The sequence below is a fragment of the Kitasatospora sp. NPDC089509 genome, from assembly GCF_044749365.1.
Taxonomy (GTDB): domain Bacteria; phylum Actinomycetota; class Actinomycetes; order Streptomycetales; family Streptomycetaceae; genus Kitasatospora.
In genome coordinates this window covers 1-23,776 of sequence record NZ_JBIVHS010000032.1, presented here as the reverse complement: position 1 = coordinate 23,776, position 23,776 = coordinate 1, and the positions used below count along the sequence as shown (strand labels likewise).

Annotated in this window: 19 protein-coding genes; 14 read left to right on the top strand and 5 right to left on the bottom strand. The window is 71.8% G+C overall.

Going from position 1 to position 23,776, the window contains the following annotated elements; all coding sequences use genetic code 11:
- Positions 1 to 117: 117 nt before the first annotated feature.
- Both ACIP4P_RS39855 and rlmN read left to right on the top strand, forming a co-directional pair.
- Positions 118 to 1,335, top strand: coding sequence for a phosphatidate cytidylyltransferase (locus ACIP4P_RS39855; protein WP_350515312.1), 1,218 nt, complete (start codon positions 118 to 120; stop codon positions 1,333 to 1,335).
- Between the two features lie 77 nt (positions 1,336 to 1,412).
- Entirely contained in the window at positions 1,413 to 2,513 is a 1,101-nt protein-coding gene (gene rlmN, locus ACIP4P_RS39850) for a 23S rRNA (adenine(2503)-C(2))-methyltransferase RlmN (protein WP_350515313.1), read from the top strand.
- A gap of 71 nt (positions 2,514 to 2,584) precedes the next feature.
- Here rlmN and ACIP4P_RS39845 read toward each other — a convergent pair whose 3' ends face one another.
- From ACIP4P_RS39845 to ACIP4P_RS39830, 4 genes are all read right to left on the bottom strand, one after another.
- Positions 2,585 to 3,736 carry a hypothetical protein gene (locus ACIP4P_RS39845; protein WP_400927793.1) on the bottom strand — a complete coding sequence of 384 codons (1,152 nt, stop codon included), beginning with the start codon at positions 3,734 to 3,736 and terminating at the stop codon, positions 2,585 to 2,587.
- Positions 3,737 to 3,781: 45 nt separating this feature from the next.
- Positions 3,782 to 4,537, bottom strand: coding sequence for an ABC transporter ATP-binding protein (locus ACIP4P_RS39840; protein WP_400927790.1), 756 nt, complete (start codon positions 4,535 to 4,537; stop codon positions 3,782 to 3,784).
- 229 nt (positions 4,538 to 4,766) lie between these two features.
- Positions 4,767 to 6,161, bottom strand: coding sequence for an aspartate aminotransferase family protein (locus tag ACIP4P_RS39835; RefSeq protein WP_350515316.1), 1,395 nt, complete (start codon positions 6,159 to 6,161; stop codon positions 4,767 to 4,769).
- Positions 6,158 to 6,631: an Lrp/AsnC family transcriptional regulator gene (locus tag ACIP4P_RS39830; RefSeq protein ID WP_030306695.1), complete on the bottom strand. Its 474-nt coding sequence runs from the start codon at positions 6,629 to 6,631 to the stop codon at positions 6,158 to 6,160. Before ACIP4P_RS39830 ends, ACIP4P_RS39835 begins: the two co-directional genes overlap by 4 nt.
- A 268-nt stretch (positions 6,632 to 6,899) precedes the next feature.
- Between ACIP4P_RS39830 and ACIP4P_RS39825 the strand changes: the two genes are divergently transcribed.
- The 3 genes from ACIP4P_RS39825 (at position 6,900) to ACIP4P_RS39815 (ending at position 11,185) form a co-directional block, all read left to right on the top strand.
- Positions 6,900 to 8,375 carry a gamma-aminobutyraldehyde dehydrogenase gene (locus ACIP4P_RS39825; protein WP_400927785.1) on the top strand — a complete coding sequence of 492 codons (1,476 nt, stop codon included), beginning with the start codon at positions 6,900 to 6,902 and terminating at the stop codon, positions 8,373 to 8,375.
- Positions 8,376 to 8,552: 177 nt separating this feature from the next.
- A complete protein-coding gene (locus ACIP4P_RS39820; protein ID WP_400927782.1) occupies positions 8,553 to 9,911 on the top strand; it encodes an aspartate aminotransferase family protein in 1,359 nt (452 codons plus the stop codon).
- Positions 9,912 to 9,982: 71 nt separating this feature from the next.
- Entirely contained in the window at positions 9,983 to 11,185 is a 1,203-nt protein-coding gene (locus tag ACIP4P_RS39815) for a spermidine/putrescine ABC transporter substrate-binding protein (protein ID WP_400927779.1), read from the top strand.
- A 10-nt stretch (positions 11,186 to 11,195) separates the two neighbouring features.
- Here the strand turns inward: ACIP4P_RS39815 and ACIP4P_RS39810 are convergent, their stop codons facing one another.
- The gene (locus ACIP4P_RS39810) at positions 11,196 to 12,851 is read right to left on the bottom strand and encodes a PucR family transcriptional regulator (RefSeq protein ID WP_400927777.1); all 1,656 of its coding nucleotides are present in this window, start codon (positions 12,849 to 12,851) and stop codon (positions 11,196 to 11,198) included.
- Between the two features lie 271 nt (positions 12,852 to 13,122).
- Between ACIP4P_RS39810 and ACIP4P_RS39805 the strand changes: the two genes are divergently transcribed.
- The 9 genes from ACIP4P_RS39805 (at position 13,123) to ACIP4P_RS39765 (ending at position 23,590) form a co-directional block, all read left to right on the top strand.
- A complete protein-coding gene (locus ACIP4P_RS39805; protein WP_400927775.1) occupies positions 13,123 to 14,634 on the top strand; it encodes a gamma-aminobutyraldehyde dehydrogenase in 1,512 nt (503 codons plus the stop codon).
- Positions 14,635 to 14,691: 57 nt separating this feature from the next.
- A complete protein-coding gene (locus tag ACIP4P_RS39800; protein ID WP_350515322.1) occupies positions 14,692 to 15,951 on the top strand; it encodes a spermidine/putrescine ABC transporter substrate-binding protein in 1,260 nt (419 codons plus the stop codon).
- Positions 15,952 to 16,004: 53 nt separating this feature from the next.
- Positions 16,005 to 17,144 carry an ABC transporter ATP-binding protein gene (locus tag ACIP4P_RS39795; RefSeq protein WP_400927772.1) on the top strand — a complete coding sequence of 380 codons (1,140 nt, stop codon included), beginning with the start codon at positions 16,005 to 16,007 and terminating at the stop codon, positions 17,142 to 17,144.
- 32 nt (positions 17,145 to 17,176) lie between these two features.
- Positions 17,177 to 18,070: an ABC transporter permease gene (locus ACIP4P_RS39790; protein ID WP_400927921.1), complete on the top strand. Its 894-nt coding sequence runs from the start codon at positions 17,177 to 17,179 to the stop codon at positions 18,068 to 18,070.
- On the top strand, positions 18,070 to 18,873 hold the full coding sequence (locus ACIP4P_RS39785) for an ABC transporter permease (protein ID WP_350515324.1): 804 nt from the start codon (positions 18,070 to 18,072) through the stop codon (positions 18,871 to 18,873). Before ACIP4P_RS39790 ends, ACIP4P_RS39785 begins: the two co-directional genes overlap by 1 nt.
- A gap of 61 nt (positions 18,874 to 18,934) precedes the next feature.
- Entirely contained in the window at positions 18,935 to 20,329 is a 1,395-nt protein-coding gene (locus ACIP4P_RS39780; RefSeq protein ID WP_400927770.1) for an NAD(P)/FAD-dependent oxidoreductase, read from the top strand.
- 144 nt (positions 20,330 to 20,473) lie between these two features.
- Complete coding sequence (locus ACIP4P_RS39775; protein WP_400927768.1) at positions 20,474 to 20,914, top strand: hypothetical protein; 441 nt, start codon at positions 20,474 to 20,476, stop codon at positions 20,912 to 20,914.
- Positions 20,915 to 21,015: 101 nt separating this feature from the next.
- Positions 21,016 to 21,801, top strand: coding sequence for a nucleotidyl transferase AbiEii/AbiGii toxin family protein (locus tag ACIP4P_RS39770; RefSeq protein WP_400927766.1), 786 nt, complete (start codon positions 21,016 to 21,018; stop codon positions 21,799 to 21,801).
- Between the two features lie 265 nt (positions 21,802 to 22,066).
- A complete protein-coding gene (locus ACIP4P_RS39765) occupies positions 22,067 to 23,590 on the top strand; it encodes a CoA-acylating methylmalonate-semialdehyde dehydrogenase (RefSeq protein ID WP_400927763.1) in 1,524 nt (507 codons plus the stop codon).
- The last annotated feature ends 186 nt before the right edge of the window (positions 23,591 to 23,776 follow it).

Sequence of the window (23,776 nt, the reverse complement as noted above, 5' to 3'; positions counted from 1 at the left end):
GGTCGCGCCGACCACCCGGGTGCGCCGGGTGCCGTGCCGGGCGACCAGGGCCTCCGTTCGGATCACTCGCAGCAGCCTCCGGTGTACTGGGGCGGCGACGCGGAGGAGACTCAGGTCATGCCTCCCGTACCGGCCGATCCCGGCCCGCACCCCGGCGCGCCCGACCGCGGCCCGGCCCAGGGCCCGTCGGCGGCGTCGGCGCCGCACCGGGCTCCCGGGGCCCACCGGGCGCCCGGTCCGCAGCCGGCCCCCGGCCGCCCCGGCGGTCCGCTGTTCCGGGACGAGCAGCCCGAGCCCGCGCCCCCGGGCGTGACGGAGACGGTCGTGCTGCGCGCGATAACCGACGACGTCACCCCCGCCCCCGGCCACGGCACCCCGCCGTACCCGGGGGCTCCGGTGCATCCCGCGCCGCCGCCGAGCCACTGGGCGGCCGGGCAGCCCCCCTTCGTGCCGTCGTCCCATCCAGGGCAGGAGACACCCGTGGCCGCCCAGCCCGCCCCGCAGCCGGAGCCTCCCAAGAAGCAGCGCGGTGGCCGTAACCTCCAGGCCGCCATAGGCGTGGGGGTGGGCCTCGGCGCGGTGATCATCGCCTCGCTGTTCGTCGTCAAGGCGCTGTTCCTGTTCGTCGTGATGGCCGCGGTGGCGGTCGGCAGCTGGGAGCTGACCACCCGGCTCGCCGAGCGCAAGCAGATCAAGGCCCCGCTGATCCCGCTGGTGGTGGGCGGCGTCGCCATGGTCGCCACCGGCTACTGGGCCGGCGTCGAGTGGGCCGCGGCCTCGCTCGCGCTGACCGGGCTGGCGGTGATGGTCTGGCGGATGGCCCAGCCGCCGGAGAACTACCTGCGGGACATAACGGCGGGCGTGTTCACCGCCTTCTACGTGCCGTTCCTGGCGACCTTCGTGGCGATGATGCTGGCCGCCGACGACGGCCCGCAGCGGATCGTGCTCTTCCTGATCGTCACGATCTGCAGCGACACCGGCGCCTACGCGGTGGGCTACAAGTTCGGTCGGACCAAGCTGGCCCCGACGATCAGCCCCGGCAAGACCCGCGAGGGCCTGGCCGGCGGCATCGGCCTGTCGATGCTGGCCGGCGCCCTGCTGATGCAGCTGATCATCGACGGCGGCAGCTGGTGGCAGGGTCTGATCCTGGGCGGCTGCGCGGCGGTCACCGCGACCCTGGGCGACCTGGGCGAGTCGATGATCAAGCGCGACCTCGGGATCAAGGACATGGGCACCCTGCTGCCCGGCCACGGCGGCATCATGGACCGGCTGGACTCCCTGCTGCCGACCGCCCCGGTGGTCTGGCTGCTGCTGGCGGCCTTCGTCGGGAGCTAGTTCGAGCACCGCACCTCGGGAGGGCCCCGGACGCCAGGCGTCCGGGGCCCTCGCGCGTCTGCGACACTGGAGGAACCATGCCTAAGCCCGGAGAACTCACCTTTGTCGCGCCGCGCGGCGCCAAGCCCCCGCGACACCTCGCCGACCTGAGCCCCGCCGAGCGCAAGGAGGCCGTCGCCGAGCTGGGCGAGCAGGGCTTCCGCGCCAAGCAGCTCTCGAACCACTACTTCGGCCGGATGTCGAACGACCCGGAGAGCTGGACGGACATCCCCGCCGCCAGCCGGGAGAAGCTCACCGAGGGCCTGCTGCCCGAACTGATGTCCGTGGTGCGGCACGTGTCCTGCGACGACGACACCACCCGCAAGACGCTCTGGAAGCTGTTCGACGGCACGCTCGTCGAGTCGGTGCTGATGCGGTACCCCGACCGGGTCACCATGTGCATCAGCTCGCAGGCCGGCTGCGGCATGAACTGCCCGTTCTGCGCCACCGGCCAGGCCGGGCTGACCCGCAACCTGTCCACCGCCGAGATCGTCGAGCAGATCGCCGCCGGGATGCGCGCGCTCAAGGCCGGCGAGATCCCGGGCGGCGAGGCGCGGTTGTCCAACGTGGTCTTCATGGGCATGGGCGAGCCGTTGGCCAACTACAACCGGGTGCTGGCCTCGATCCGCCGGCTGACCGACCCGGCGCCGGACGGCTTCGGCCTGTCCCAGCGCGGCATCACCGTCTCCACGGTCGGTCTCGTCCCGGCGATGAACCGGCTGGCCGACGAGGGCCTCAGCTGCCGCCTCGCGCTGTCGCTGCACGCGCCGGACGACGAGCTGCGCGACGAGCTGGTCCCGGTGAACACCCGGTGGAAGGTCGACGAGGTGCTGGACGCGGCCTGGAACTACGCGGAGAAGTCGGGCCGCCGGATCTCCATCGAGTACGCGCTGATCAAGGACATCAACGACCAGGCCTGGCGCGCCGACCTGCTCGGCCGGCTGATCAAGAACCACCGGGTGCACGTCAACCTGATCCCGCTGAACCCGACCCCGGGTTCCAAGTGGACCGCCTCCCGGCCCGAGGACGAGCGCGAGTTCGTCCGCCGGCTGCAGGCGCACGGCGTGCCGACGACCGTCCGCGACACCCGCGGCCAGGAGATCGACGGCGCCTGCGGCCAGCTCGCCGCGGCGGGCTGAGCAGGACCCGGGCCCGCTCCTCCGGATCCGTCCGGGAGAGCGGGCCCGGGATCGGAGCCCGATGACGGGGCCTAACGCAGACCGGCGGCCGCCAGTGCGGCGGTCGCTCCGCCGGTCAGCAGCAGCGTGGTGCCCACCGCGAGGGTGCGCAGCGCGACCGCGCCGAACAGCAGCCGGGGCGAGGCACCGAGGCGCAGCAGTGCGTCGGTGACCTCCTGGCGGTCGGTGCGGACCTCGGCGAGCCGGGCGATCACCGCGGCGGCGGTGCAGCCGAGCACCAGGCAGGCCTCGACGGCGGGCAGCGCGTCGGCGCTGTCGGGGGTGCCGATCCAGTAGCGGACGGTGGTCAGCACCATGGCCACGGCCAGGGTGAGGACGGCCAGCGGCGGGCCGAGCCGACGGGCCTGGGTGGTGAGGCCGCGTCCGGCCAGCAGCCGCAGCGGGGTGGGCCGTCCGATGGCGAGCAGCCGTCCGGTCCAGCCGAGCAGCGGGCCGGTGAGCAGGGCCAGGCCGAGCGCGCCGGCGGCCCAGCCGCCGAGGGCGGCGGTGCTGGTGCTGCCGAGTCCGGCGGGCAGGTGGATCGGACGGCCGTCGGCGGGGGCGCCGGGGCGCAGGGCGATGAGTTCGAGCGCGGCGCCGATCACCACCAGTCCGACCGGTACGGCGATCCGCAGCGGGCTGAAGCCGGTCCGGCCGCGGGTGCGGCCGCCGGGCAGGGTGTCGGTGACGGGCACCGAGCAGCCGGCGGCGATGCCGGCGGTGACCGGGACCAGGGCGAGCAGGGTGATCGGCGCGGCGGGCGGCAGCGGCACGCCCATGCCGAGGTCGGGGGCGAGCGAGGGCCCGGCGATGTCGTTGCGCAGCACCAGGAAGAGCAGCAGGGCGAGCAGGCTGCCGAGGGTGCAGGCGAGGGCGACCTCGCCGGCGATCAGGGTGCGGATCCGGCGGGAGCCGGCCCCGGCGGCGGTGAGGCCGGCCATCCGCTCGGGCCGCCGGGCGGGCACCGAGCGGGCGGCGACGGCCGCGAACCAGGCGACGGCGGCGAGCGGGGGCAGGCACCAGAGCAGTCGCACCAGTGCGTCGGTGCCGCCGAGGGGGTCGCTCAGCGCCCGGCCGAGCGAGCGCAGCAGGAAGGCGGCGACGACGGCGGCCGCCAGCGCGGTGAGCAGCCAGCGGCCGAGGTCGGGCACCCGGTAGCCCCGGGCCAGGCGGAGGTAGAACACGTCGACTCTTTCAGCGGCTCGGCTTCGGCGGCTTCGGCGGTCCGGTCAGCGGCGGGTGGCCGTGACGGTGGGGGCGCCGGCCGCGCCGGGGAGGGCGGTGCCGCGCGGGACGGGGGCGGCGGGGGCGGTGAGCCGTCCGTCGACGAGGGCGACGGCGCGGTCCGCGAACCGGACGAGCTCGGGGTCGTGGGTGGCGAGGACGAGGGTGAGCTGGTGGGAGCGGGCCGCGCTGGTCAGTATCCGCAGGACCTGGTCGGCGGCCTCGCGGTGCAGCGGGGCGGTGGGGTCGTCGGCGAAGACCACGGGCGGCAGCGGGGCGAGGGCGCGGGCGACCGCGATCCGCTGGCACTGGCTCTGGACCAGCCGGTCGGGGCGCTGCCGGGCGACCTCGCCGACGTCGAGGCGCTCCAGCCACTCGTCGGCGGCGGTGTAGGCGGCCTTGTTGCCGGCGCCGGCCAGCAGCAGCGGCAGGGCGACGTTCTCGCGGGCGGTCAGTTCCGGCACCAGGTGCGGTTCGGAGCCGACGAAGCCGAAGCGGTCGCGGCGCAGCCGTTCCCGGCCGGCCCGGCCGAGGGTGTGCACGGGGGAGCTGTTGAACCAGACCTCGCCCTGGTCGACCGGGAGTTGGGCGGAGAGGCAGCCGAGCAGAGTGCTCTTGCCGGAGCCGCGCGGGCCGGTGACGGCGAGCACCTCGCCGTCGCGGACGCCGATGGAGATGCCGCGCAGGGCGGGGGTGCCGTAGTGGGACTTGACGATCCCCCGGGCCCACAGCACGTCGTTGTCAGGCGGTGCCGCTGACATGAGGTTCCATCCTGGGGGCCGCAGGGATATGACAGTCGTCAGATTAGAACGACCGGGACGGGTCGCGGTTGCGGCGCACTGGTCCATCACGGGCAAATCACCCGCATTCAGGCATGTTTGGTCGTACGACTGTGATGTTGACGGGTGATCGGAGCGCGAACGCCGAAGGGCGGTCCCGCGGGGAGCGGGACCGCCCTTCGGCGGAGGGTGGGGAAGGAGGATCAGGTGGTCAGATCTTCGCCCACGCGTCGGTGAGGCTGGTCCGCAGGATCTGCTCGATCTCGTCGAAGGTCGACTGGTCGGAGATCAGCGGCGGGGCCAGCTGGATGACCGGGTCGCCACGGTCGTCGGCGCGGCAGTACAGGCCGTTGTCGAAGAGCGCCTTCGACAGGAAGCCGTAGAGCACGCGCTCGACCTCGTCGTCGTTGAACGACTCCTTGGTGACCTTGTCCTTCACGAGCTCGATGCCGTAGAAGTACCCGTTGCCGCGGACGTCGCCGACGATCGGCAGGTCGCGCAGCTTGTTCAGGGTCCCCAGGAAGGCGGCCTCGTTGTCGAGGACCTTCTGGTTCAGGCCCTCGCGCTCGAAGATGTCGAGGTTGGCCAGCGCCACCGCGGAGGAGACCGGGTGGCCGCCGAAGGTGTAACCGTGCAGGAAGGTGTTGTCACCCTTGTAGAACGGCTCGGCCAGGCGGTCCGAGATGATCGTGGCGCCGATCGGGGAGTAGCCCGAGGTCATGCCCTTGGCACAGGTGATCATGTCGGGCTGGTAGCCGAACTTGTCGGCGCCGAACATGGTGCCGAGGCGGCCGAAGGCGCAGATGACCTCGTCCGAGACCAGCAGCACGTCGTGGCGGTCGCAGATCTCGCGCAGGCGCTGGAAGTAGCCGGGCGGCGGCGGGAAGCAGCCACCGGCGTTCTGCACCGGCTCGACGAAGACGGCGGCGACGGTCTCGGCGCCCTCGTTGAGGATGGCGACCTCGATCTCGTCGGCGCACCAGCGGCCGTACGCCTCGGGGTCGACCGTGCCGTCCGGGCCTTCGAGGAAGGCCGGGGCGCGGTAGATGTTGGTGTTCGGGGCCTTGTGGGTGCCCGGCACCAGCGGCTCGAACGGGGCCTTCAGACCCGGCAGGCCGGTGATGGACAGCGCGCCCTGCGGGGTGCCGTGGTAGGCGACGGCGCGCGAGATGACCTTGTACTTGGTCGGCTTGCCGGTCAGCTTGAAGTACTGCTTGGCAAGCTTCCAGGCGGTCTCGACGGCCTCGCCGCCACCGGTGGAGAAGAAGACCTTGTTGAGGTCGCCCGGGGCGTAGTTGGCCAGGCGCTCGGCCAGCTCGACGGCCTTCGGGTGGGCGTAGCTCCACACCGGGAAGAAGGCGAGCTCCTTGGCCTGCTTGGCGGCGGCCTCGGCGAGCTCGGTGCGGCCGTGACCGGCCTGCACGACGAACAGGCCGGCCAGGCCGTCGATGTACTTCCGGCCCTTGTCGTCCCAGATGTACGTGCCCTCGCCCTTGACGATGGTCGGCACGGGGGAGTTCTCGTACGACGACATGCGGGTGAAGTGCATCCACAGGTGGTCGTAGGCGGTCTTGGAAAGGTCCTTCTGCGCCGGGTCGGCTGTCATCGGGTGCCCCAGGTGTAGGTCTGTTTCCGGAGCTTCAGGTAAACGAAGCTCTCGGTGCTCCGCACGCCGGGAAGCGCGCGGATGCGCTTGTTGATCATTTCGAGCAGGTGCTCGTCGTCCTCGCAGACCAGTTCGGCCAGGAGGTCGAACGAGCCTGCGGTGCAGACCACGTAGTCGACCTCGTCGAGGGCGGCCAGTGCGTCGGCGACGGGTTCGATGTCGCCCTCGACCCGGATGCCGACCATCGCCTGGCGGGTGAAGCCGACGGTGAGCGGGTCCGTGACGGCGACGATCTGCATCACGCCTTGGTCGAGCAACTTCTGCACGCGCTGTCGTACGGCCGCCTCGGACAGGCCGACGGCCTTGCCGATGGCGGCGTACGGGCGGCGCCCGTCCTCCTGGAGCTGCTCGATGATCGCCTTGGAGGCGGCGTCGAGGGGAACGCTCGCGTTCCGGTCGCGGTTGGCCACGCCGCCACTGTGCCCGATCGGGCCCTTGTTCGCAAGCGTGGAAGCTGCTGATTTCGTCGCGATCAAGGAAATCCCATGCGGATTTCATTGCCTTCCGGTGCTGCGCCTGTCGATCCCAGCAGTCTTCCGGCTACCCTGGCACCGTACGCGCGCGCCCCCGCAGGGCGGTGCGCATTCCGCCACCAGTGGACCGTGCCGCTTCGGGTCCGGCCACTCGGCACCCTTCGTAGGCCGGATCCGCCGACGTACCATGGCGCCGGAATCTGCAATGCCGCAGGCCCAGACCGAGGAGAGATTCGTGAGCGACCTTCGCACGCTGCGCAACTACATCAACGGTGAGTTCGTCGACGCGGCCGACGGCCGCACGCTCGACATCGTCGACCCGACCACCGGTGAGGCGTACGCGACCTCGCCGCTGTCCGGTGCCGCTGACGTGGACGCCGCCATGGCCTCGGCCGCCGCCGCGTTCCCGATCTGGCGCGACGCCACCCCGAGCACCCGGCAGAAGCTGCTGCTGAAGATCGCGGACGCGGTGGAGGCCCGGGCCGACGAGATCGTCGACGCCGAGGTGCGCAACACCGGCAAGCCGCGCGCGCTGACCCTCTCCGATGAGATCGGCCCGATGGTGGACCAGATCCGCTTCTTCGCCGGTGCCGCCCGTCTGCTGGAGGGCAAGGCCGCCGGCGAGTACATGGACGGGATGACCTCGATCATCCGCCGCGAGCCGGTCGGCGTCTGTGCCCAGGTCGCGCCGTGGAACTACCCGATGATGATGGCGGTCTGGAAGTTCGCCCCGGCGATCGCGGCCGGCAACGCCGTCGTGCTGAAGCCCTCGGACACCACCCCGGCCTCCACCGTGCTGCTGGCCGAGATCATCGGCGGCGTGCTCAAGGACCTGGAGCTGCCGGCCGGCGTCTTCAACGTCATCTGCGGTGACCGCGAGACCGGCAAGCTGATGGTCGAGCACCGGACCCCGGCGATGGCCTCCATCACCGGTTCGGTCCGGGCCGGCATCCAGGTCGCCGAGTCCGCCTCCAAGGACGTCAAGCGCGTCCACCTGGAGCTGGGCGGCAAGGCCCCGGTCGTGGTCTTCGAGGACGCCGACATCGCCGAGGCCGTCGAGGGCATCTCGGTGGCGGGCTACTTCAACGCCGGCCAGGACTGCACCGCCGCCACCCGCGTGCTGGTGCACGAGTCGATCCACGACGCCTTCGTCGAGGCGCTGGCCAAGGCCGCGGCCGAGACCAAGACCGGCGGCGTGGACGACGAGGACGTGCTGTACGGCCCGCTCAACAACGCCAACCAGCTGAAGCAGGTGTCCGGCTTCATCGAGCGGCTGCCCGCCCACGCCAAGGTCGAGGCCGGTGGCCACCGGGTCGGCGACAAGGGCTACTTCTACGCCCCGACCGTCGTCTCCGGCCTGCGCCAGGACGACGAGATCATCCAGAACGAGGTCTTCGGCCCGGTCATCACCGTGCAGAAGTTCACCGACGAGGACCAGGCCGTCGAGTACGCCAACGGCGTCGAGTTCGCGCTGGCCTCCTCGGTCTGGACCAAGGACCACGCCCGCGCCATGCGGATGTCCCGCCGCCTGGACTTCGGCTGCGTCTGGATCAACACCCACATCCCGCTGGTCGCCGAGATGCCGCACGGCGGCTTCAAGAAGTCCGGCTACGGCAAGGACCTCTCCTCGTACGGCTTCGAGGACTACACCCGGGTGAAGCACGTCATGACCGCGATCTAGCGGGTCGGGACCATCGAGCGCAGTATGACCGCGATCTGATGATTGTCGTCTGAACTGACAAGGGGCCCGGGGCGTTTCGCTCCGGGCCCTGTCGCTTTGCACCCTGTCGACGGGGCGGGCGTCCGGCTGACAGGATGAAACTGCACTTCGCCACCGTTCGGCCCTAGCCTTACCGGCATGAGCATCCCCACCGCTGACTCAGCCGCCGGCCAGGCCGTCAAGGCCGCCGACCGCGCGCACGTCTTCCACTCGTGGTCCGCCCAGGCGCTGATCGACCCCCTCGCGGTGGCCGGCGCCGAGGGCTCGTACTTCTGGGACTACGACGGCAACCGCTACCTGGACTTCTCCTCGCAGCTGGTCAACACCAACATCGGTCACCAGCACCCGAAGGTGGTCGCCGCGATCCAGGAGCAGGCGGCGAAGCTCTGCACCATCGCCCCCGGCTTCGCGGTCGAGGCGCGCAGCGAGGCGGCCCGGCTGATCGCCGAGCGCACCCCGGGCGACCTGGACAAGATCTTCTTCACCAACGGCGGCGCCGAGGCGGTCGAGAACGCCGTCCGGATGGCCCGGCTGCACACCGGTCGGCAGAAGGTGCTCTCCACCTACCGCTCGTACCACGGCGCCACCGCCAACGCGATCGCCCTCACCGGCGACCCGCGGCGCTGGCCCAACGAGACCGGTGTCTCCGGCGTGGTGCACTTCTGGGGCCCGTACGCCTACCGCTCCAACTTCCACGCCGAGAACGAGGCGCAGGAGTGCGAGCGGGCGCTGGCGCACCTGGAGCAGGTGATCGCCTTCGAGGGGCCGGGCACCGTCGCGGCGGTGATCCTGGAGAGCGTGGTCGGCACGGCCGGCATCCTGATCCCGCCGGCGGGCTACCTGGCCGGGGTGCGGGAGATCTGCGACCGGTACGGGATCGTGTTCGTCCTGGACGAGGTGATGGCCGGCTTCGGCCGCACCGGCGAGTGGTTCGCCGCCGACCACTGGGGCGTGGTGCCGGACCTGATGACCTTCGCCAAGGGCGTCAACTCGGGCTACGTCCCGCTGGGCGGCGTGGCGATCAACGCCGAGATCGCCGCCACCTTCGCCGAGCGGCCGTTCCCCGGCGGGCTCACCTACTCCGGGCACCCGCTGGCCTGTGCCTCGGCGGTGGCCACCATCAACACCATGGCGGAGGAGGGCATCGTCGAGAACGCCAAGCACATCGGCGAGACGGTGCTCGGCCCCGGCCTGCGCGAGCTGGCCGAGCGGCACCCCTCGATCGGCGAGGTGCGCGGCCTCGGGGTGTTCTGGGCGCTCGACCTGGTGCGGAACCGGGAGACCCGCGAGCCGCTCGTCGCCTACAACGCCGCGGGCGCCGACAACGCCCCGATGGCCGAGCTGGCCGCCGCCTGCAAGCAGCGCGGGCTCTGGCCGTTCGTCAACATGAACCGCTTCCACGTCGTCCCGCCGTGCACCGTCACCGAGGAGGAGGCCAAGACCGGCCTCGCGGTGCTGGACGAGGTGCTGTCGCTCGCCGACGCGCACACTGTCTGACGTACCTACCAGGACGGCCCCGGGCGCACCCGCGTGTCCCGGGGCCGTTCCACGCTCCGGAAGGCCCCCACATGTCCCGCAGCTCCACCCTGACCCGCCGACCCGTCAACCCGTCGACGCTGCGCCGACGTTCCGTGCTCGGCGGGGCCGCGTTGCTCGGCGCCGGCACGCTGACCGGCTGCGGCATCCCGTCCGCGTACGTCGCCGAGGACCGCCGCTCGGCGCCGGACCGCTCGGAGGGGGACAGGCGGCTGAACTTCTCCAACTGGACGCAGTACATCGACACCGACGACCAGGGGCGTCGCCCGACCCTGGACGCCTTCAGCGAGAAGACCGGGATCGCGGTCACCTACACCGAGGACATCAACGACAACGACGAGTTCTTCGGCAAGATCAGCCCGGTGCTCACCCAGGGCGCCGATCCGGGCCGGGACCTGATGGTGATCAGCGACTGGATGGCCGGACGGTACGTCTCGCTCGGCTGGGTGCAGGCGATGGACCGGGCCAACCTGCCGAACGTCACGGCCAACCTCGACCCCCAGCTGTCCAGCCCGGCCTTCGACCCGGGGCGCCGGCGCAGCGTGCCCTGGCAGTCCGGGATCACCGGCATCGCGTACAACCGCAAGGCGCTGGGCCGGGAGCTCAAGTCCACCGCGGACCTGTGGGCGCCCGACCTCAAGGGCCGGATCACGCTGTTCGCCGGGCTGGACGAGGCGCTCGGGCTGCTGATGCTCTCCCAGGGCGCGGACGTCTCGAAGTTCACCGACGACGACGCGCACAAGGCGATGGACCTGGTGCAGAAGATGGTCGACTCCGGTCACGTCCGCCGCTTCACCGGCAACGACTACACCAGCGACCTCGCCTCCGGTGCCGCCCTCGCCTGCCAGGCCTACTCCGGCGACGCCGTCCAACTCACCGCCGAGAACCCGGACATCGCCTTCCTGGTGCCGGAGGAGGGCGGCGAGCTGTGGGCGGAGAGCCTGATGATCCCCAACCGGGCCGTCCACAAGCGCAACGCCGAGCTGCTGATCGACTACTACTACCAGCCCGAGGTGGCGGCCGAACTCGCCGTGGCCGTCCAGTACATCTGCCCGGTGCCGGCCGCCCGCGAGGTGCTGGCGGGCAGCGGGGACAAGGACAAGGCCGAACTCGCCGAGAACCCGCTGGTGTTCCCGACCGACGAGATGCGGGCCCGGCTGCACACCATGCGCGACGTGACCTCGGCCGAGCGGCCGGAGCTGCACAAGGTGTGGGGGCGCATCACCGGGGTGTGAGCCCGACGGCCTACCGGCGGACGGCGTCCAGGGCGAGCAGTGCCACGTGCAGGGAGAGGCAGGACTCCACCTGGTCGAGGTCGACGCCGAGGATCCGTTCGACCTTGTGCAGCCGGTCGTAGAAGGACGGCCGGGACAGGTGGGCGGCGTCGGCCGCCGCCGACTTGTTCCGGCCCTGCTCCAGGTAGATCCGCAGCATCTGCACCAACTGGCCGTTGTGCTCGGCGTCGTGGGCCAGCAGCGGGCCCAACTCCCGTTCCACGTAGGTCTGCAGCCGGGCGTCGTCGCGCAGCAGATGGAGCAGGCCGCGCAGCCGGACGTCCGGCAGCCGGTAGTAGGAGGCGGTCCGGCCCCCGCCGGGCGCGTCGTGCAGGGCCGCGTCGGCGACCTGGGCGGCCTCCAGCAGGGTGCGCCGGGCGTCGCGGACCGAGCCGACCGAGGAGCCGACCGCGACCACCGGGTCCGGGGCGTCGGCGCCCTCCCGGCCGGCCTCGGCGGACATCCGGCGCAGGGTGGCGGAGAAGGAGTCCAGCGCGGCGTGTTCGTCCTGCTGGGTGCCGAGCGCGATCAGCAGTCCGACGCCCTCGTCGTCCAGCGCGCCGACCAGGGCGGACAGCCGGCTGGCCCGGACCGCGCCGGCGGCCAGCTCGGTGAAGTCGCGCAGCCGGGCCTGGGCCTCCAGCGCGGCCGGGATCGGCCCGCGGCGCTGGCGCAGCACCACGCCGACCAGCCGGCGGCCGTCCAGCGGGACGCCGAGCGCCTGGGCGCGCAGGGCCACCTCGGAGACGGTCAGCGCGTGGGTGAGGATGCCGGAGAGCAGGGTGCGGTGGGTCTGCCGCTCCAGGCTCTCCCGGTCCCGGACCACCAGCCGGTTGAGCGCCAGCGCGGAGGCTCCGCGCTCCAGCAGCATGGCGTGCGGGTGCGGTTCGCCCTCCGGCAGCGGGCCGGGCTCCTGGACCAGCACCAGCCGGCCCCAGTCCTGGCCGCGGGCGCCGACGGTGGTCACCAGCCAGCCGCTGCGCGGGTCGTGGCCGGTGCGGCCGGGCGGGCGGACCCCGCGCGAGCGGCGTTCCCAGTCCTCCAGCAGCTCGGTCTCCGGGCGTCCGGCGCTGTCGTGGGCGAGCACCTGGTGGGCCAGGTTCTCCAGCACCACCGGCGCGCCCGCCATCCGGGCCACCTGGCGGATCACCTCGGGCGGTTCGGCGCCCTCCACCACCAGCTCGTTGAAGACCTGGTGGACGGACTCGGAGACCCGCAGCTGCTCTAGCTGGGCGTTCACCACCAGGGCGTGCACGGCCTCGGTGACGGCGACGAAGCGCACCTCCCGGCGCAGTGCGATCAGCGGCAGTCCGCGCTGCTCGGCGGCGTGCACCAGGGCGCGCGGGAGGGTGTCGAAGTAGCGCCGGCCGAACTCGACCACCAGGCCGGCCACCCCGACCTCGTCCAGGTCGCGGACGTACCGGGCCAGGCCCTCGCGGTCCTCGGGCAGCGCGATGCCGGTGGTCAGCACCAGCTCGCCGCCCTGCAGCACCCCGGCGACGTCGGGCAGCTCGCTGACGTGGACCCAGCGGACCGGCCGCTCCAGGCGGTCGGCACCGGCCACCACCTGGGGCAGGCCGCGCCGCATCACCTCCAGGTCGAGTACGCGGGCGACGGTGGGGAGCATCGCGGACCTCCAGGGACGCGGGAGGGGGGAGGTGGCGGCGGGCACGCCGGGGAAGGAGGGGGACAGGGTGTCAGGTGAATCATCCATCGCCCCGACGACTTGTCACCCTGCGGGGAGCCTTGCAGTCTGTAAGGCGCTTCGTGTCGAGACTGTCGAAGTGACCCTTGTCACGTCAACCCCGCACTTGGCAAGGTCAGCGGGACCGCAGACCCCCACCGCGGAAGCGCTTCGCCGCAGCGCGGTCGAACCGCAGGCACTTGGAGGAACCCAGATGGACCTGACCGACTTCGGCGCGGGCGCGCAGTACATCGCGGGCCGGTGGACCCGGGGGAGCGGCGAACCCTTCCAGGTCGTCAACCCCGCCGACGGCAGCGTGGTCGAGCAGGTCGCCCTGGCCACCGCCGCGGACGTGGACACCGCCGTCGCCGCCGCGAAGGCCGCCCTGCCCGGCTGGTCCTCCGCCACCCCAGGCGCCCGGTCCGAGGCGCTCACCCGGCTGGCCGCCGTCCTGGGCGGGGCCGCGGACGAGCTCGCCCGGGTGGAGACCGCGCAGACCGGCAAGCCGGTCAAGCTGGCCACCGAGTTCGACGTCCCCGGCACCGTCGACAACGCCGCGTTCTTCGCCGGCGCCGCCCGCAACCTGGAGGGCAAGGCGGCCGGCGAGTACTCCGGCGACCACACCTCCTACGTCCGGCGCGAGGCGATCGGCGTGGTCGGCTCGATCTCGCCGTGGAACTACCCGCTGCAGATGGCCGCCTGGAAGATCCTCCCGGCGATCGCGGCGGGCAACACCATCGTGCTCAAGCCGGCCGAGCTGACCCCGCTGACCTCGCTGATGTTCGCCCGGGCCTGCACCGAGGCGGGCATCCCGGACGGCGTGGTCAACGTGGTCACCGGCGCCGGGCGCACGGCCGGCGAGCACCTGGTCGCCCATCCGGACGTCGCGATGGTCTCCTTCACCGGCTCCACCGCCGTCGGCCGGCGGGTCGCCGAACTCGCCACCGCGACCGTCAAGCGCACCCACCTGGAGCTCGGCGGCAAGGCCCCGTTCGTGGTCTTCGACGACGCCGACCTGGACGCCGCGGTGCACGGCGCCGTCGCCGCCGCGCTGATCAACGGCGGCCAGGACTGCACCGCCGCCACCCGTGCGTACGTCCAGCGCCCGCTCTACGAGGCCTTCGTCGCCGGGGTCGCCGAGCTGTTCGCGGCGATCCGGATCGGCGACCCGCGCGACCCGCGCACCGACCTCGGCCCGCTGGTCTCCTTCGCCCACCGGGACCGGGTGGCCGGCTTCGTGGAGCGCGCCCGCTCCTACGCCACCGTGGTCACCGGCGGCCCGGCACCGGAGAAGGGCCACGACGGCTACGACCTGACCCGGGGCGCCTACCACGCGCCGACCCTGATCACCGGCGCCGCCCAGGACAGCGAGGTGGTCCAGGGCGAGATCTTCGGCCCGGTGCTGGTGGTGCTGCCCTTCGACGGCGACGACGAGGGCCTGCGGCTGGCCAACGACACCCCGTACGGCCTGGCCGCCTCGGCCTGGACGAGCAACGTGCACCGCTCGCTGCGCGCCACCCGGGAGATCGCCGCCGGCTGCGTCTGGGTCAACGACCACATCCCGATCATCAGCGAGATGCCGCACGGCGGCTACAAGGCGTCCGGCTACGGCAAGGACATGTCCCAGTACTCGCTGGACGAGTACACCCAGGTCAAGCACGTCATGTTCGACACCACCGCGGTGGCCCGCAAGGACTGGCACCGCACCGTCTTCGGAGACAGATAACCCCCGAGACCGGGGTGCTCCCCCCACGCACCCCTCTTCCCCCAGGAGGCCCGTTCCATGGCGTTCAAGGCGTTCAACGAGCTCACCGACGGGCTGCCCGAACCCGTCCGCAAGGCCTGGGAACGCAGTCTGACCGGCGGTCGGGCCGCGGTCGCCCGCCGCACCCTGCTGCGCGCCGCCGCCCTGACCGCCGGGGCGGGCACCCTGGCCGCCTGCGGCATCCCGGCCGCGCCCAGGGCCACCGGGGACTCGACCGCCAACGCCGCCAAGGACTTCTCGGAGAGCGAGAAGGAGGTGGACTTCTCCAACTGGCCGCTGTACATCGACACCGACGAGAAGGACAAGCAGAAGCACGGCACCCTGGACGCCTTCACCGCCGCCACCGGGATCAGGGTCAAGTACAACGAGGACGTCAACGACAACGTCGAGTTCTTCGGCAAGGTCAAGCCGCAGCTGGCGGCCGGCCAGGACACCGGCCGCGACCTGGTGGTGCTCACCGACTGGATGGCCGCCCGGCTGATCCGGCTCGGCTGGGCGCAGAAGCTCGACCCGGCGAACGTCACCACCGCGATCACCAACGTCGAGCCCCGCTTCCGCGCCCCCGACTGGGACCCGGGCCGGCTCTACACCTACCCCTGGGCCGGGATCCAGACCGTCGTCGCGTACAACCGGAAGGCCACCAAGGGGAAGCCGGTCACCAGCGTCTCCCAGCTGCTGGACGACCCCGAGCTCAAGGGCCGGGTCACCTTCCTCTCCGAGATGCGCGACAGCGTCGGGATGGTCCTGCTGGACCAGGGCAAGGACCCGGCCAAGTTCACCGCGGACGACTACGACGCCGCGATCGCCCGGCTGCAGAAGGCCGTCGACAACAAGCAGATCCGCCGGTTCACCGGCAACGACTACGGCCAGGAGCTGTCCTCCGGGGACATCGCCGCCTGCGTCGCCTGGGGCGGCGACCTGATCCAACTGCGCGCCGACAACCCGGACATCGAGTTCGCCATCCCGGAGAAGGGCTACCTGGCCTCGACCGACAACATGCTGGTCCCGGCCAAGGCGCGGCACAAGACGAACGCGGAAAAGCTGATCGACTTCTACTATCAGCCGAAGATCGCGGCGCAGCTGGTCGCGGGCATCGGCTTCGTCTCCGCCGTCACCGGGATGAAGGACGAGCTCGCCACCCTCGCCCCGGACACCGCGGCCAACCCGCTGGTCGTACCCACCCCCGAGATGGCGGCGAAGGCGCACGTGTTCCGCACCCTCACCGAGGGCGAGGAGAGCGACTTCGAGCAGAAGTTCTCCAAGCTCATCGGCGCCTGAGCCCTCCCACTCGGTAGACAGACCCTGCCGGCAGACAGACCAGGAAGACACCCATGACAGACCAGCTGCGCGACGCGGCCGGCGGCGACGTCCGCCTCACCGGCATCGGCAAGACCTACGGCTCCTTCACCGCCGTCCACCCGCTCGACCTGACCGTCCCCCAGGGCTCCTTCTTCGCCCTGCTCGGCGCCTCCGGCTGCGGCAAGACCACCACCCTGCGCATGATCGCCGGCCTGGAGGAGCCCACCAGCGGCACCGTCCTGATCGGCGGCCAGGACGTCACCGCGCTGCCCCCGTACAAGCGGCCGGTGAACACCGTCTTCCAGAGCTACGCGCTCTTCCCGCACCTGGACATCTTCGAGAACGTCGCCTTCGGCCTGCGCCGCCGCGGCAAGAAGGACGTCAAGAAGCAGGTCGAGGAGATGCTGGAACTGGTCGAGCTCGGCCAGTACGCCCGCCGCAAGCCGCACCAGCTCTCCGGCGGCCAGCAGCAGCGCGTCGCGGTCGCCCGCGCGCTGATCAACCACCCCCAGGTGCTGCTGCTGGACGAGCCGCTCGGCGCCCTCGACCTCAAGCTGCGCCGCCAGATGCAGCTGGAACTCAAGCGGATCCAGACCGAGGTCGGCATCACCTTCGTGCACGTCACCCACGACCAGGAGGAGGCCATGACCATGGCCGACACCATCGCGGTGATGAACGGCGGACGGGTCGAGCAACTGGGCGCGCCCGCCGACCTGTACGAGAACCCCGGCACCACCTTCGTGGCCAACTTCCTCGGCCAGTCCAACCTGCTGCCCGCCGAGGTCACCGGCGGCGCGGGCGGGGACCTGCTGCTCACCGTGGCCGGCACCCGCCTCACGGTGCCCAAGGCGCGCTGCGCCACCGAGGCCACCCAGGTCCACCTGGGCGTGCGGCCGGAGAAGATCACCATCAGCCACACCTCCGAGCAGGTCGCCGACGGCCGCAACAGGCTGGCCGGCACGGTGCTCGACTCCAGCTTCATCGGCGTCTCCACCCAGTACGTGGTGCGCACCGACGGCGGCCAGGAGGTCACCGTGTTCGAGCAGAACATGGAGCGCGACGCCCGGATCGTCCCCGGCGCCGCCGTGCAGCTGCACTGGAACCCGGCGCACTCCTTCGCCCTGGACGCCGCGCAGGCGATCGACGCGGGCACCGGGGAGGAGGCCGCGTGACCACCACCACCCCGGCGGCCGCGCCCCAGGTCATCCCGCTCCAGGAACCCACGGCGAAGCCGAAGCGCAAGCTCACCCCGTACTGGCTGCTGCTGCCCGGCATCGCCTGGCTGGTGATCTTCTTCGCCGTCCCGATGCTGTACCAGGGGTCCACCTCGCTGCAGACCGGCTCGCTCGAAGCGGGCTTCAAGGTCACCTGGCACTTCTCGACCTACTGGGACGCCCTGGTCGAGTACAAGTGGCACTTCGTCCGCTCGTTCTCCTACGCGGCCATCGCCACCGTGCTCTGCCTGGTCGTCGGCTACCCGCTGGCCTACACCATCGCCTTCAAGGCGAACCGGCGCTGGCGCAACGTCATCCTGATCCTGGTCATCGCGCCGTTCTTCACCAGCTTCCTGATCCGCACGCTGGCCTGGAAGACCATCCTGTCCGACGGCGGCCCGGTGGTCGGCGCGCTGAACACGCTGCACGTCCTGGACGTGACCAACGCGCTCGGCCTCACCTCCGGCGACCGGGTGCTCGCCACCCCGCTCGCCGTGGTCTGCGGCCTGACCTACAACTTCCTGCCGTTCATGATCCTGCCGCTGTACACCTCGCTGGAGCGGATCGACCCCCGGCTGCACGAGGCGGCCGGCGACCTCTACGCCCGGCCGTTCACCACCTTCCGCAAGGTCACCTTCCCGATCTCGCTGCCGGGGGTGGTCGCGGGCACCCTGCTGACCTTCATCCCGGCCTCCGGTGACTACATCAACGCCCAGCTGCTGGGCTCGCCGAGCGAGCAGATGGTCGGCAACGGCATCCAGAAGCAGTTCCTGAATGTGCTCGACTACCCCACGGCGGCCGCGCTGAGCTTCATCCTGATGGCCCTGATCCTGGGCATGGTGACGGTCTACATGCGCAAGGCCGGGACGGAGGAACTGGTCTGATGTCCCGCATCCTGAAGTGGGTCCGCGCCCACCTGGTGGTGCTGGCCGGCCTGCTGGCCCTCGCCTACCTGGTGCTGCCCAACCTGGTCGTGCTGGCCTTCTCGTTCAACAAGCCGGCCGGCAAGTTCAACTACGAGTGGAACGAGTTCTCCACCGACGCCTGGACCAACCCCTGCGGCGTGGCCGACATGTGCCAGTCGCTCTCGCTCAGCCTGCAGATCGCGGTGCTCGCCACCATCGGCGCCACCGTGCTCGGCACCATGGTCGCCTTCGCGCTGGCCCGCTACCGCTTCCGCGGCCGCTCCGCCACCACCGCGATGATCTTCCTGCCGATGGCCATGCCCGAGGTGGTCATGGCCGCCTCGCTGGGGACGCTGTTCCTCAACATGCGCATCCCGTTCGGCTTCACCACCATCCTCATCGCCCACATCATGTTCTGCCTCAGCTTCGTGGTGACCGCGGTCAAGGCACGCGTGATGAGCATGGACCCGAGGCTCGAACAGGCCGCCCAGGACCTCTACGCGACCCCCGTCCAGACCTTCCTGAGGGTCACCCTGCCGCTGGCCGCCCCCGGCATCGCCGCCGGCGCGCTGCTCAGCTTCGCGCTCTCCTTCGACGACTTCATCATCACCCAGTTCAACTCGGGCCCGACCACGGTCACCTTCCCGATGTTCGTCTGGGGCGCCTCGCAGCGCGGCATCCCGGTGCAGGTGAACGTCATCGGCACCGCGATGTTCGCGGCCGCGGTCGCGCTGACCGTGGTCGGCCAGTGGCTCGGCAACCGCCGGAAGGCCACCGCCTGACGTACGGTCGGTCAGCGGTGGCCCGAAACATCACCTATCCGTAGAAAGTGGCTGATAATGCATGGACTCCGCCCGCGCACTCAGTGACGCCAGGCCCACCCCCTTCTGGCTGGAGGACCCGGGTCGGCCGGCGGCGCTGCCCGCCCTGGTCGGCGACACCACCTGCGACCTGCTGGTCGTCGGCGGCGGCTACTCCGGCCTGTGGACCGCCCTCATCGCCAAGGAGCGCGACCCCTCGCTGGACGTCGTCCTGGTCGAGGGCAACGAGGTCGGGTGGGCCGCGTCCGGGCGCAACGGCGGATTCTGCGCGGCCAGCCTCACCCACGGCTTCGGCAACGGCCTGGACCGCTGGCCGTCCGAACTCGCCCAGCTGGAACGCCTCGGTGCCGCCAACCTCGACGGCATCGAGGCCACCCTCAAGCGCTACGGCATCGACGCCGAGTGGGAGCGCACCGGCGAGATCGACATCGCCACCCAGCCCCACCAGGTCGAGGAACTGCACGAGATGGCCGAGGCGGTCGCCCGCTACGGCCTCGACCTCACCGTGCTGGACGCCGAACAGCTGCGCGCCGAGGTGAACTCGCCGACCTTCCTCGGCGGCGTCTGGGACAAGGACGGGGTGGCCATGGTCCACCCCGCCAAGCTCGCCTGGGGCCTCAAGGAGGCCTGCCTCGGCCAGGGCGTGCGGATCTTCGAGCACACCCGGGCCACCGAGCTGCGCGAGCACGGCAGCGGGATGGCCGCCCGCACCCCGTACGGCCGGGTCTTCGCCCGTCGGGTCGCGCTCGGCACCAACGTGTTCCCGTCCCTGCTCCGGCGCGTCCGTCCGTACGTCGTGCCGGTGTACGACTACGCGCTGATGACCGAGCCGCTCAGCGACGAGCAGCTCGCCTCGATCGGCTGGCGCGGCCGGCAGGGGCTCGGCGACAGCGCCAACAAGTTCCACTACTTCCGGCTCTCCGCCGACAACCGGATCCTCTGGGGCGGCTACGACGCGGTCTACCACTACGGCGGCCACGTCCGCCACGAGTACGACCAGCGGCCGGAGACCTTCCGCACCCTGGCGAACAACTTCTTCCGCTGCTTCCCGCAGCTGGAGGGGCTGCGCTTCACCAACGCCTGGGGCGGCGCCATCGACACCTGCAGCCGGTTCTCGGCGTTCTTCGACACCGCCCACCGGGGCAAGGTCGCCTACGCCGTCGGATTCACCGGGCTCGGGGTCGGCTCGACCCGCTTCGGCGCCGAGGTGATGCTCGACCTGCTCGCCGGCGAGCGCACCGAACGCACCGAACTGGAGATGGTGCGCTCCAAGCCGCTGCCGTTCCCGCCCGAACCGGTGCGCTGGGCCGGGATCGAGATCACCACCCGCTCGCTGGAGCGCTCCGACCGCAACGGCGGCCACCGCAACCTCTGGCTGCGCACCCTCGACCGGCTGGGGCTCGGCTTCGACAGCTGACCGCCGAGCACCGCCGAGTGCCGCCGGATATGTTCCCGCGACCCGTGTAAGAGGGACCCGCCGTCCGCCTCTCCTTGGTGACGGCGGGTCCCGTACGCCCCGCCGCGCCCGATCGGTACGAACGGCGAGAAGCGGGGACACGACATGGAGCACTCCGGACTGCACTGGCTCGCGCAGGTGGCACCGGACCCGGAGGACTTCCGGGAGACGTGGGAACGCACCGGGCTCGGCCTGATGCTGCTGCCAGCCGGGCGCCGCTGGGACGCGCTGGTCGTCCCGGGCCGGCTCGGCCGCCCGGCGGCGGACCTCCTGGGCCTCCTGGACACCGGGCCCTGCGGCCCGGTCCTCGCCGACTCCGGGGAGGAGAACGTCAGCTTCCTGGTGCCGGTCGGCACCGCCGCCCGCTGGGTCGGCACCGGCGTGCGCTCCGCGGGGGAGGGCACCTGGATCGTCGTCCCCCATCCGGGGCGCAGCAGCCGGGGGGTCCGCTGGCTGGTGCCCCCCGACGGGTCGGGGCGGCTCAACGACCCGGTGCTGCTGGAGCTGGTCCTGCACGAGGCGGCGGCCGGGCTCGGGGGCTGGTAGCGACTGACCACGGTCGGCGGGGCCGTGGTGGGCCGTGCGTGGGCACGGCGGGGCCGTGTGTGGGCCGTGCGTGGGCAGGGCCGTCGGGTCAGACTGGAGGCGTGACCACCGCCCCGCACGCCGTCGACGCGTCCCTCCGGCCGGGCCCCGCCCAGCTGCGCCTGGCCGCCCTGGCCGGGCCGGTCTGCGACCGGTACGGGCTGGCGCTGGCCGGCGGGCACGCGCTGCGTGCCCACGGTGTCGCCGCCTGCCCGCAGGACGGACTCACCCTGGCCACCGGCGGCGCCGAGCTGCCGGAGGTGGCCGCCGCACTGGCCGGGGCGTACCGCGCGGCCGGCGGCACGGCCGCCGAGCGGCCTGGCACACCGCGGCTGGAGCAGCTCACCGTCCGGCTGGCACTGGGCGGGCGGTCGCACTCGGTGGAGCTGCGGAAGGAACCGCTCGGCCACCGGCCGGTCCGGTTGGACTTCGGCGTCCCCGCGGCGGACCCGGGTGTTCCGGAGCCCGGGGAACCGCCCGTGGTGCTGCCGGTGGTCGCCCTGGAGGACGCGGCGGCGCTCACCACCGCGCTGCTGGTCGACCGGGGCATGCCGCGCGACCTGATCGACGTGCACGCCCTGACCCGCGACTACCGGGAGGGCGAACTGCTGGCGCTGGCTGGCGAGTTGGACCCGGACTTCCAGCCGGGCGCGCTCGCCGACCGGCTGGAGACGCTGGCCGAGGCGGCCGACGGCCGGTTCCGCGCCCGGGGTGTCGAGGCCGGGGCGGTGGCGGGCCTCAAGCGGTGGGCGCTGGCCTGGGCGCAGGACCTGCGGCTGGACCTGCTGGAGACCCGGGAGGCGGCGGACGGGCTGCACGACCCGTACCTGGAGGACGAGGAGTCCTGAAGGGGCGCGCGCGTCTCGGTGCGCTTCGGTAGGCGTCGGTGCGGGCCGGTGCGGGCAGGTTCACCTGTTCGGGGGAGCGACCGGACGACCTGTAAGGCTGAATCGGTGATCCCCGTCAGCCTGTTCGTTGAGCCGTGCCCCCGGCGCCACCAGACTGGGAGACGAGCGCGGTAGCCCCGTGATTTCCGTCGCCCGGCCCTCTCGCGGGCGGCGCCAGACCGGACCGGTGGCAGGACGCCGCCCGGGACTTCGGAGGCAGACGGACTTGAGCAAGCACATCATTCACTGGATCGGCGGACAGTCGGTCGCCACCGCCGGTGCGGCGCCCCGCCGTGGCGACATCTTCGACCCCGCCACCGGTCAGGTGGCCGGCCAGGTGGACTTCGCCGGGATCGCCGAGGTCGACCAGGCCGTGGCCGCCGCCGCCTCGGCCTTCGCCGAGTGGCGCACCGCCTCGGTCGCCAAGCGGTCCACGGTGCTCTTCGCCTTCCGCGAGCTGCTGAACGCCCGCCGGGACGAGCTGGCCTCGATCATCGTGGCCGAGCACGGCAAGGTGCACTCGGACGCGCTGGGCGAGATCGCCCGCGGCCTGGAGGTCGTCGAGTACGCCTGCGGCATCCCGCAGCTGATCAAGGGCGGCTTCACCGAGCAGGCCTCCACCGGCATCGACGTCTACTCGATCCGCCAGCCGCTCGGCCCGGTCGCGATCATCTCGCCGTTCAACTTCCCGGCCATGGTGCCGATGTGGTTCTTCCCGATCGCCATCGCGGCCGGCAACAGCGTCGTGCTGAAGCCGTCGGAGAAGGACCCGAGCGCGGCCAACTTCCTGGCGGAGCTGTGGAAGGACGCCGGCCTGCCGGACGGCGTCTTCAACGTCGTGCACGGTGACAAGGTCGCCGTGGACCGGCTGCTGGAGCACCCGGACATCAAGTCCGTCAGCTTCGTCGGCTCCACCCCGATCGCCCGCTACGTCTACGAGACCGGCACCCGCTACGGCAAGCGCGTGCAGGCCCTCGGCGGCGCCAAGAACCACATGCTGGTGCTGCCCGACGCCGACCTCGACCTCGCCGCCGACGCCGCCGTCAACGCCGGCTTCGGTGCGGCCGGCGAGCGCTGCATGGCGGTCTCCGTCCTGGTCGCGGTCGACCCGATCGGCGACGAGCTGGTCGACAAGATCAAGCAGCGGATCGCCACCCTGAAGGTCGGCCCCGGCTGCAACGGCGACTCCGAGATGGGCCCGCTGGTCACCGGCCAGCACCGGGACAAGGTCACCTCCTACGTCGAGTCCGGTGTCGCCGACGGTGCCGAGCTCGCGGTGGACGGCCGCAAGCACCCGGTCACCGCCGAGGACAAGAACGGCTCCCCGACCGCCGACGGCTTCTGGCTCGGTCCCACGCTGTTCGACCACGTGAAGCCCGGCATGTCCGTCTACAACGACGAGATCTTCGGCCCGGTGCTCTCCGTCGTCCGCGTCGCCTCCTACGACGAGGGCCTGGCGCTCATCAACGCCAACCCGTACGGGAACGGGACCGCCCTCTTCACCAACGACGGCGGCGCGGCCCGGCGCTTCCAGTTCGAGGTGGAGGTCGGCATGGTCGGCATCAACGTGCCGATCCCGGTGCCGGTCGCCTACTACTCCTTCGGCGGCTGGAAGGCCTCGCTGTTCGGCGACGCCCACGCGTACGGCCCGGACGGCGTCCAGTTCTTCACCCGCGGCAAGGCCGTGACCCAGCGCTGGCTGGACCCGTCCCACGGCGGCATCAACCTCGGCTTCCCCACCAACAGCTGAGCCACCCCGTCCAGCGGGCCGGACCCCTCTCCCCGGGGTCCGGCCCGCCCCTTTTGCAGGCCGTTTGCATCCGGACGCAGATGCGCGTACAGTTCTTCGAGCTGCCTGGCAGGGAGCACCGGACACGCATCACAGCGCGGACGGTCCCGGGGTAGCCAATCCTTTGAAACACCACTTCTCGGTTCG

What these genes read in the sequence shown, in the direction of transcription:
- ACIP4P_RS39855 (WP_350515312.1), top strand. Translation starts at nt 118, where the DNA reads ATGCCTCCCGTACCGGCCGATCCCGGCCCGCACCCCGGCGCGCCCGAC.
- rlmN (WP_350515313.1), top strand. Translation starts at nt 1,413, where the DNA reads ATGCCTAAGCCCGGAGAACTCACCTTTGTCGCGCCGCGCGGCGCCAAG.
- ACIP4P_RS39840 (WP_400927790.1), bottom strand. Translation starts at nt 4,537, where the DNA reads ATGTCAGCGGCACCGCCTGACAACGACGTGCTGTGGGCCCGGGGGATC.
- ACIP4P_RS39835 (WP_350515316.1), bottom strand. Translation starts at nt 6,161, where the DNA reads ATGACAGCCGACCCGGCGCAGAAGGACCTTTCCAAGACCGCCTACGAC.
- ACIP4P_RS39825 (WP_400927785.1), top strand. Translation starts at nt 6,900, where the DNA reads ATGCCGCAGGCCCAGACCGAGGAGAGATTCGTGAGCGACCTTCGCACG.
- ACIP4P_RS39820 (WP_400927782.1), top strand. Translation starts at nt 8,553, where the DNA reads ATGAGCATCCCCACCGCTGACTCAGCCGCCGGCCAGGCCGTCAAGGCC.
- ACIP4P_RS39815 (WP_400927779.1), top strand. Translation starts at nt 9,983, where the DNA reads ATGTCCCGCAGCTCCACCCTGACCCGCCGACCCGTCAACCCGTCGACG.
- ACIP4P_RS39810 (WP_400927777.1), bottom strand. Translation starts at nt 12,851, where the DNA reads ATGCTCCCCACCGTCGCCCGCGTACTCGACCTGGAGGTGATGCGGCGC.
- ACIP4P_RS39805 (WP_400927775.1), top strand. Translation starts at nt 13,123, where the DNA reads ATGGACCTGACCGACTTCGGCGCGGGCGCGCAGTACATCGCGGGCCGG.
- ACIP4P_RS39800 (WP_350515322.1), top strand. Translation starts at nt 14,692, where the DNA reads ATGGCGTTCAAGGCGTTCAACGAGCTCACCGACGGGCTGCCCGAACCC.
- ACIP4P_RS39795 (WP_400927772.1), top strand. Translation starts at nt 16,005, where the DNA reads ATGACAGACCAGCTGCGCGACGCGGCCGGCGGCGACGTCCGCCTCACC.
- ACIP4P_RS39785 (WP_350515324.1), top strand. Translation starts at nt 18,070, where the DNA reads ATGTCCCGCATCCTGAAGTGGGTCCGCGCCCACCTGGTGGTGCTGGCC.
- ACIP4P_RS39780 (WP_400927770.1), top strand. Translation starts at nt 18,935, where the DNA reads ATGGACTCCGCCCGCGCACTCAGTGACGCCAGGCCCACCCCCTTCTGG.
- ACIP4P_RS39775 (WP_400927768.1), top strand. Translation starts at nt 20,474, where the DNA reads ATGGAGCACTCCGGACTGCACTGGCTCGCGCAGGTGGCACCGGACCCG.